6 protein-coding genes and 4 tRNA genes are annotated in these 6,659 nt (G+C 40.2%); 2 read left to right on the top strand and 8 right to left on the bottom strand.

Annotation, left to right across the window (positions count from 1 at the left end; genetic code table 11):
* Nucleotides 1-224 precede the first annotated feature (224 nt).
* From glmM to CLV38_RS12960, 8 genes are all read right to left on the bottom strand, one after another.
* A complete protein-coding gene (glmM, locus tag CLV38_RS12995) occupies nt 225-1,577 on the bottom strand; it encodes a phosphoglucosamine mutase (RefSeq protein WP_106196356.1) in 1,353 nt (450 codons plus the stop codon).
* 22 nt (nt 1,578-1,599) lie between these two features.
* Entirely contained in the window at nt 1,600-2,607 is a 1,008-nt protein-coding gene (locus CLV38_RS12990; RefSeq protein ID WP_106196353.1) for a CdaR family protein, read from the bottom strand.
* Nucleotides 2,604-3,464: a diadenylate cyclase CdaA gene (cdaA, locus tag CLV38_RS12985; RefSeq protein ID WP_106196351.1), complete on the bottom strand. Its 861-nt coding sequence runs from the start codon at nt 3,462-3,464 to the stop codon at nt 2,604-2,606. Before cdaA ends, CLV38_RS12990 begins: the two co-directional genes overlap by 4 nt.
* Before the next feature lie 199 nt (nt 3,465-3,663).
* Nucleotides 3,664-3,735: transfer RNA gene (locus tag CLV38_RS12980), tRNA-Gln, on the bottom strand.
* Between the two features lie 6 nt (nt 3,736-3,741).
* Nucleotides 3,742-3,822, bottom strand: a tRNA-Tyr gene (locus tag CLV38_RS12975).
* A 25-nt stretch (nt 3,823-3,847) separates the two neighbouring features.
* Nucleotides 3,848-3,920, bottom strand: a tRNA-Thr gene (locus tag CLV38_RS12970).
* Nucleotides 3,921-3,943: 23 nt separating this feature from the next.
* A tRNA-Glu gene (locus CLV38_RS12965) sits at nt 3,944-4,015 on the bottom strand.
* 86 nt (nt 4,016-4,101) lie between these two features.
* Complete coding sequence (locus tag CLV38_RS12960) at nt 4,102-4,377, bottom strand: GNAT family N-acetyltransferase (RefSeq protein ID WP_106196348.1); 276 nt, start codon at nt 4,375-4,377, stop codon at nt 4,102-4,104.
* 208 nt (nt 4,378-4,585) lie between these two features.
* Between CLV38_RS12960 and CLV38_RS12955 the strand changes: the two genes are divergently transcribed.
* Both CLV38_RS12955 and CLV38_RS12950 read left to right on the top strand, forming a co-directional pair.
* Complete coding sequence (locus tag CLV38_RS12955; protein WP_106196346.1) at nt 4,586-5,119, top strand: hypothetical protein; 534 nt, start codon at nt 4,586-4,588, stop codon at nt 5,117-5,119.
* A 14-nt stretch (nt 5,120-5,133) separates the two neighbouring features.
* A complete protein-coding gene (locus tag CLV38_RS12950) occupies nt 5,134-5,343 on the top strand; it encodes a helix-turn-helix domain-containing protein (RefSeq protein WP_106196344.1) in 210 nt (69 codons plus the stop codon).
* Nucleotides 5,344-6,659 lie beyond the last annotated feature (1,316 nt).

Here is a 6,659-nt window from a genome sequence, read left to right as displayed (position 1 = left end):
CCCCAAGGAGGGATATAGAACATTCATAAAATGAATGTCGCAACTCCTTTTGCACTCGCTATAGAGAACTAGCGTTCTCTATAGTTTGACGGTTTATTCAGTATGCTCTTTTTCCAAAAGATCGCCAGTTATTGCCATTACTTTTGTCTTGACTTATTACCATAAGACTTTATGTATTGAAAAACTGCAGACTCACACGTTATGGTGCAATCTGCAGTTTGGTTTTATTCTGTTCCGAGTTCTTCTCTAACTACCTTAGCGATACGTTCAACATATTCATTAACCTCATCCTCTGTCTCAGCTTCAGCCATGACTCGCAGTAATGATTCAGTTCCACTTGGACGAACCAGAACTCGACCGTTTCCAGCCATTTCTGCCTCAACCTGCTCAATCACTTCGCTTATCGCAGGATTTGACATGACATTGTGTTTATCCGTCACACGAATATTAACCAGTTTTTGAGGGAAAGTCGTGACTTCTTCAGCCAGTTCAGATAGTTTCTTCCCTGTCTGCTTCATGACATTCAGTAACTGGATACCTGATAACAAACCATCTCCAGTTGTATGGTAATCTAAAAAGATCAAATGCCCTGATTGTTCTCCACCTAAATTATACCCATTTTTGACCATTTCTTCCATAACATAACGGTCACCGACCTTAGTTTTGACAGATTCCAGGTCGTATGTTTTTAGAGCTTTATAGAACCCGATATTACTCATGACTGTAGATACAATCGTGTTTTTCTTCAAACGGCCTTCTTCATGCATGAACTTACCGCAGATGTACATGATTTTATCACCATCAACAATATTTCCCAGCTCATCAACTGCAATCAGTCGGTCTCCATCGCCATCAAATGACAGCCCAACATCTGCTCCTTTTTCTTTAACAAATTCAGCCAGATGCTCAGGGTGCGTGCTCCCGACGCCGTCATTGATGTTCAGTCCGTTTGGAGAAACACCCGTTACATCGAAATCAGTATCCAGATCTGCAAACAAACGATTTAAAACGGGGCTTGCTGCACCGTTGGCACCATCCAAAGCAACTTGAAGACCAGATAGGTTACCAGAAATTGTCTGAGTCAGGAACTGGATATATTTCAATATACCTTCTTTGTATTCTTCTGCAGTTCCCATACCGTCCGCACTTGGACGCGGCAGATCGTCAATATCTTTGTCAATCAGGTCTTCGATTTCAGCTTCCTGTTCATCTGACAATTTGAATCCATCTGAACCAAAGAATTTGATGCCGTTATCCTGAACTGGATTGTGTGAGGCAGAAATCATAATACCAGCTGCTGCATTTTGCTGGCGAGTCAAGTATGAAACACCTGGAGTGGTGATCACGCCAAGTCTCATAACCTCAACACCTACTGAAAGCAATCCGGCAATTAAAGAATACTCCAGCATCTTTCCAGAGATACGTGTATCTTTCCCTACCAGTACTCTAGGGTGAGTCTCACCTGCATGCTGTGCTAGTACATAACCACCAAAACGGCCTAATTTAAAAGCCAGTTCAGGTGTCAATTCCTCATTTGCTACTCCTCTAACGCCATCCGTTCCAAAATATTTTCCCATTAGTCAAACTCCTATCCTATAATTAGTCTTCTTCGAGATCGCTATCGTTTTCCTCTTCAATCGGTGATACTCTGATCAGCACATCTACCTCAGTCGGATCTGCTTCTGAGATCCCTTCAGGTAATGTGATCGGTATGGTCCGAATGGTCGATTCAGTAATTCCTGAAACATCAACTTCCACATTAAAGTTGTTCATTTCTTCCAAAACAGTTGACTCACCGGTCAAATTAATATTCTCCGGTTCGCCTTGCGCAAATTCTAAACTAAATTCATAATCCTCATGAGGAACACCGATTTCTTCAAGATTTATCGGTAACGTCCGCTGGGTTCCTTGAACCGGAATGGTGACATCTATCTGTTGTGGTGAAATATTGACATTCAGAGGATCACCCGTTTCGTCCAGTACGAGCACGTTTAAAGTCATATTGATATCTTCAGTTATATCACTACTATCTGGCATAACCACTACTGTTACATCAGTGATCTGCTCCATCGTTGAAGCAGCTCCGGAAATAACAACCGTCTCATTGGATAAAACAGGCGTATCAGCCGTATAGCCCTCGGCCAGATGAGTGTTCTCATTAAATTGAACTCTTACGTCATGCTCCTCTACAACTTTTTCCTCAATTTCAAGAGTCAGTTCTGTCGGCATAATACTGTAGTTCAGTTGACTGCTTAATCCCTCAGCTTCAAGCCTTACCGTATGACGGCCTGTGCCTAATTCATTCAAATCAGGCGTAGCCACGTTGAAATTCTGAGTCGCGAGCGTCTGAGTAAGTATAGCCTGTGGGCCTTCCAGACGAATAGTTGCTGTTTCCGGAATGCCGGAAACAAAGTACATATCTCTATCAATATTGATGTCGATAGGCAAATTGGTAATCACTTCAGAACTAGTGATACTTGCTCCATCTGTCGGACTGGTTGATCGAATACGGGACTGATTTTCTAAGGCTACAAATGAAAACAGTGTTATCGCAAATACGATTGCCACCAGTTTTGCAATCCACGGGTTATCCATGTTCCACTTCATTTGCCGGACACTCCTTTCCGAACCGCTTCAACAAACTGCTGCAGAGGTCCTTGTGTCTCTTTTTCTTTCTCAGATTCCACTAATTCTCTAGTCAGATAATTCATAACTTCATCATGTGTCATTGCATTGATCAGATTTCCGCGTCTTGAAATGCTGACCTCGCCTGTTTCTTCAGAGACAATGATCGTGATGGCATCTGAAACTTCAGACAACCCTATAGCAGCTCTGTGACGCGTTCCCAGTTTTTTGGGAATAGCCGGACTCTCTGATAAAGGCAGATAACTCGCAGCTGTTGCTATTTTATAGTCCTTAATAATGACCGCCCCATCGTGCAGCGGGGTGTTGGGTATAAAGATGTTGATAAGTAATTCCGACGTCAAATCAGCATTGATGGGGATACCTGTTGCAATATACTCATCCAATCCGGTTTCCATCTCAATGGAAATCAGAGCACCAATTCGTCTTTTTCCCATATACTGAATCGCATGGGATAGATTATCGACAATCATTTCACTTGGATTCGAGCGTCTTTTTCTGCCGAAGACTGATCCTCTTCCCAGGTGTTCAAGTCCCCTTCTTAATTCGGGTTGGAAAATGATGATCACAGCCAGCGCCGACCATTGAATAACAAAGTCAACAACAAATTCAGTCGTATTTAACTGAAGAAAAACACTGGCCACTTTCAGAAGCAATATAACGCCAATTCCTTTTAATAATTCAACTGCTCGTGTTCCTTTTACGATACGCATCAACTGATACATGAAAAAAGCCACGATCAGGATATCGATCAGATTAACAGCTGTTCTCCAGGCCAACAATCTTGACCAGTCAAAGTTTGTAATGAAATCTATGGGCATGTCGCCACCTCCAATATCTGCACATACACGGTGTCAGTATACCATACAATCGCAATCTGTTAGTGTCCTGTATGTGATAAAATTTAAAATTCTAACAATATTCTTATTTAGATCGTGTTAGTTATTTTCACATTATTCAACCTTCAAATCCAATAAAAAAGCTGTGCAGCAATAAATGCCACACAGCTTTATTCACTTACTGGGCTACTAGGGATCGAACCTAGGAATGACGGGATCAAAACCCGCTGCCTTACCGCTTGGCTATAGCCCAAAAAAATGGAGGGAGTAGGATTCGAACCTACGAACCCGAAGGAGCGGATTTACAGTCCGCCGCGTTTAGCCACTTCGCTATCCCTCCAAGATACTTCATTTAAAGCAGAAAATGCCGGCTAAAGGATTTGAACCCTCGACCCACTGATTACGATTCAGTTGCTCTACCAGCTGAGCTAAGCCGGCATTACCTACACTATGAAAGTGTATGACCCCTACGGGATTCGAACCCGTGTTACCGCCGTGAAAGGGCGGTGTCTTAACCGCTTGACCAAGGGGCCGCTATCTTGTACTCGTTTTGAGCACAAGATATATTCTATAATGGATAACATAAAAAGTCAACACTATTTAATAAATTTAGAACTTTCTAATCAAAAGACTGAACGTGTTCATACTTATCCGGCTTTCTCTTGAACAACTCGACCACATAAGGACATACCGGTTTGATTTTCTTCTGTTCTTTCTGCATCTCTTCAACAACACGGTCAACCAGCTGTTCTGCAACACCTTGTCCTCTAAGGGAAGGATCAACGAAAGTATGATCTACTGCAACTGTATCCCCTTGCGGAACCCATGTAATTTCTGCTAAAAGTTTGCCGTTTTCTTCTGTATAAAAGCTATTGTCGCCTCTAGTAAAATCCATTATTCTCACCCTTTCTTTACTCTTACTTGATTGTATCATATTAAGCATAAGGTACAATGATTAGACTTTTATCTCATATATAAAGTTTGATCATAGAAGTATCCAAGACTATCATCACAGGATCTAAACCCTGAATTTCACGAATTGTAATCATTCACTATTAATTAAAGCTATACAATAAACTCATATCTTAAAAGGAGTGAGTTCCATGAACGTTGATCGTTTTCGCCTAATCTGTAAACTGGCATCGCTATTATTAAAAGCAGGTGCTGTTTTTATAGCCTTCACTGTTATGTATTCTTTATTTACCTATTTTTTTACGGATACCAACATTTGGTTCAATCTAAATATACCCGATTTCCCATTTTTTAATGCTGTAAGTGGGCCTTTAGAGGATGCAGATATGCAGTTAGCGGCACTGATTTCAGTGCCATTCAACTTCCTTCTATCCTTCTATATCTTCTGGAAAGGAAGTGAGCTATTTCAATACCTATCAGGTGGTCATTCTCCTTTTGCTTTTAAATTTGCTCAGTCAATCAAGCGTTTAGCCATTGTTATGATCGTTTCTGATCTGCTTCTTCCCTTGTTTCATTCTCTTCTAGTGACTATTATAATGGATGGACGTTATTATTTAATTATTGGAGTCGGCCCTAGTCTGATGATTGGTTTAATCTTATATGCCGTTTCTGAGGTGTTCACTTATGGCATCGAACTTCAGAGATTATCAGATGAAACGGTATAAAGGAGGATATACTCATGCCCATTATAGTCAGATTGGATCGTGTCATGGCTGACCGGAAAATTCTGCTTAAAGACCTGGCAGATGAAGTTGGCATATCTAACGTTAATTTATCAAAACTAAAAACCGGGAAGGCCGTCGCTATTCGCTTCTCCACCCTTGAAGCTATCTGCAAAGCACTGAACTGTCAGCCCGGAGACATATTAGAATTTGAAGATGGTGAATAATAAGAGTGAGCTTTATGAAGATGTATTTGTTCTTTTCACTTAACTAATACCGTTAATGGCAGATTTAATAACGCTTACGCTATACATGTCTGTGTATTTCCTTCCTGAATAGGCTTCTTCATAAAGTCGATTACAGTTTGATCTACGCACCATGACTATTGTTTTTAATAATCACTACATTTCAGTAATAAGAAGGGACGGAAAGAAATAACTGTGCCTTTTTTGCTTTTCATTGGGACCTCATTTCGGTTATATCCTGTGTTTTCATTGATCTATATGTGTTTAAAGCCAAGCTCAATTGCTTTATTACTTCCCCTGAGTCAGTCGGGAACAGCATACAGATTCCATTCATTCTTAGACTGAATTTATGGAAACTATACATTAGCTTATATCCAGCTGGAATAACCTATTTAAAATTTCACACTTGAATACCATGATTAATCTAAACAAGAAGTGCTTTTAATACTATCTTTAAAATAGATTCCGTATACTCAGTGTATCTAAAATGCCAATGGGGGAAATCCAATGAAAACAATACTATTCTCATTAACTGCTCTCACCTTTTAGCTGACCGTTCCGTTAACTGGTTTTCAGACAGTGATATTCTTCCCGTCACTATCATCTGGCCTGTTGTTCCAGCAGACACCATTACTCTGGATATCGGACCACCCGATTAATATGACCACGCTGACTATTTAATTGGAAGTCTCTTAGGAACAGTTGCCTGGCGAATAAATAATGCTCCGATTGAGGATTCAATCATTGAAGCTTCTTCTGAAAGTCATGAAGGTGAAGAAGACGAAACTGAGACCGAAGAGGATGAATAGAAATCATAAAAACTAACCCTACTCATTGCTATCCTTCATTTTATGTGATCATAGAGTATCTTTTCCTACCTGCCTTTCCCTAAACCGCTACTCTATTTAAAGATTCAACTAACTTTAACCGATCCGTTTCATTAAAAAATGACCATAGTATAGATAAGACCTGAGCCGACCCCCGAAAGTTAGATTTTTTAGGTCTAACTTTCGGGGGTCACTATACTTCTCAAAAGTGAGCAGGTCTTTTTTTCTTTCCGTGTAAAAGTTAGGATTAGAGCTATATCAGCTTCTTCATTAAGTTCAATAGACATATTAATAAAATACAGGACATTATTTTCGGGATATGTTGCAGGATATATTAAACAATTTTACTGTGCACAAAAAAACCGCCGATTTATTCGGTTCTACGTCAACTGACGTTGGTGAAGAATAATAATCAATAAATATGAGAGTAAATACCAAGGGTGCCTAGGCTGTCTTGGTATTTACTTTTTT

The sequence above is a fragment of the Alkalibacterium olivapovliticus genome (genome assembly GCF_003003275.1).
GTDB lineage: Bacteria > Bacillota > Bacilli > Lactobacillales > Carnobacteriaceae_A > Alkalibacterium > Alkalibacterium olivapovliticum.
The sequence above is the reverse complement of the archived record's forward strand: the minus strand, read 5'-3'. Positions and strand labels throughout refer to the sequence as shown.

What these genes read in the sequence shown, in the direction of transcription:
- cdaA (WP_106196351.1), bottom strand. Translation starts at nt 3,464, where the DNA reads ATGCCCATAGATTTCATTACAAACTTTGACTGGTCAAGATTGTTGGCC.
- CLV38_RS12950 (WP_106196344.1), top strand. Translation starts at nt 5,134, where the DNA reads ATGCCCATTATAGTCAGATTGGATCGTGTCATGGCTGACCGGAAAATT.
- CLV38_RS12990 (WP_106196353.1), bottom strand. Translation starts at nt 2,607, where the DNA reads ATGAAGTGGAACATGGATAACCCGTGGATTGCAAAACTGGTGGCAATC.
- CLV38_RS12955 (WP_106196346.1), top strand. Translation starts at nt 4,586, where the DNA reads ATGAACGTTGATCGTTTTCGCCTAATCTGTAAACTGGCATCGCTATTA.
- glmM (WP_106196356.1), bottom strand. Translation starts at nt 1,577, where the DNA reads ATGGGAAAATATTTTGGAACGGATGGCGTTAGAGGAGTAGCAAATGAG.
- CLV38_RS12960 (WP_106196348.1), bottom strand. Translation starts at nt 4,377, where the DNA reads ATGGATTTTACTAGAGGCGACAATAGCTTTTATACAGAAGAAAACGGC.